The sequence below is a fragment of the Pseudomonas sp. B7 genome (assembly GCF_016735645.1).
Taxonomy (GTDB): domain Bacteria; phylum Pseudomonadota; class Gammaproteobacteria; order Pseudomonadales; family Pseudomonadaceae; genus Aquipseudomonas; species Aquipseudomonas glycinae.
On record NZ_JAERRE010000026.1, the window covers coordinates 1 to 1057 of the forward strand.

Annotated in this window: 1 protein-coding gene; it reads left to right on the forward strand. The window is 64.8% G+C overall.

Translation table 11 applies throughout. The annotated features are described in order from the left end of the window. Window positions 1-1057, forward strand: a 1057-nt coding sequence (locus tag JKA62_RS28840; protein ID WP_201820547.1) for a DUF6531 domain-containing protein, incomplete at both ends; no start/stop codon positions are given.

Sequence of the window (1057 nt, forward strand, 5' to 3'; positions counted from 1 at the left end):
CGGATCAGGCGAAAAATCCCAACGGTGACAGCGCCGATTGTGCGCCGCGGACCTGCACCAACGGGTGTCCGGTGTCGATGGTCACCGGTGAGGAATTGCTGACCCTCACCGATGGCGTGCTCGACGGGCTGCTGCCGTTCGAGTTCAGCCGCTTGTATCGCACCAGTGCGGTCGAGATCGATGTCGGGCTGGGGTTTGGCTGGAGTCACTCGCTGGCGCATCGGCTGGAGGTCGAGGGCGCTTCGGTGGTCTGGGTTGACCATGAGAACCGGCGCACGCCGTTTCCGTTGCCGAGTATCGAGAGGCCGGCGATTCACAACAGCTTGTCGCGGGCGGCGATCTTTCTGGGGGATGAGCCGGAGGAGTTGATCGTTGCGCTGGCGGGTGAGACGGCGCGGTTTTATCACTTTCGGGCTGGGCGTCTGACGGCGGTCAGCGATGCCTATGGCAACCGGTTGCGTATTACGCGGGATCGTCTGGATCGCGTTGAGCGCCTCGACAACGGGGCCGGTCGTTCCCTGTTGCTGCGCTATGAGCGGGCGCATCTGGTCGCGGTCGACTATCAGGTTTTTCGGGAGTCTGCCTGGCGCACCGAGCAGACGCTGGTCAGCTACCGCTTCGATGCCCGTCATCGATTGATCGAGGCGACCAACGCCGTCGGCGAGAGCGAGCGTTACGACTACGACGACCAGCACGTCATCCTGCAACGGCAGTTAACGGGCGGCGCGAGTTTCTTCTGGGCGTGGGAGCGTGGCGGCAAGGCGGCACGCTGCGTGCGGCACTGGGCGTCGTTTTCGCAGATGGACACGCGCTACGTCTGGGATGACGCCGGCCGTGTCACCGTGCAGTACGTCGACGGTCGCGAAGAGGTTTATGTCCACGACGACACGGCGCGGCTGGTGCGTCAGGTGTCGGCGGACGGTGGCGAGCAGCTCAAGGCCTATGACGCGCAAGGTCGGTTGGTCGCCGAGCAGGATGCGCTGGGGGCGGTCACCGAATACCGCTACGACGATGCCGGACGGCTGATCGCGCTGATTCCGCCGGACGATGCGCCGAC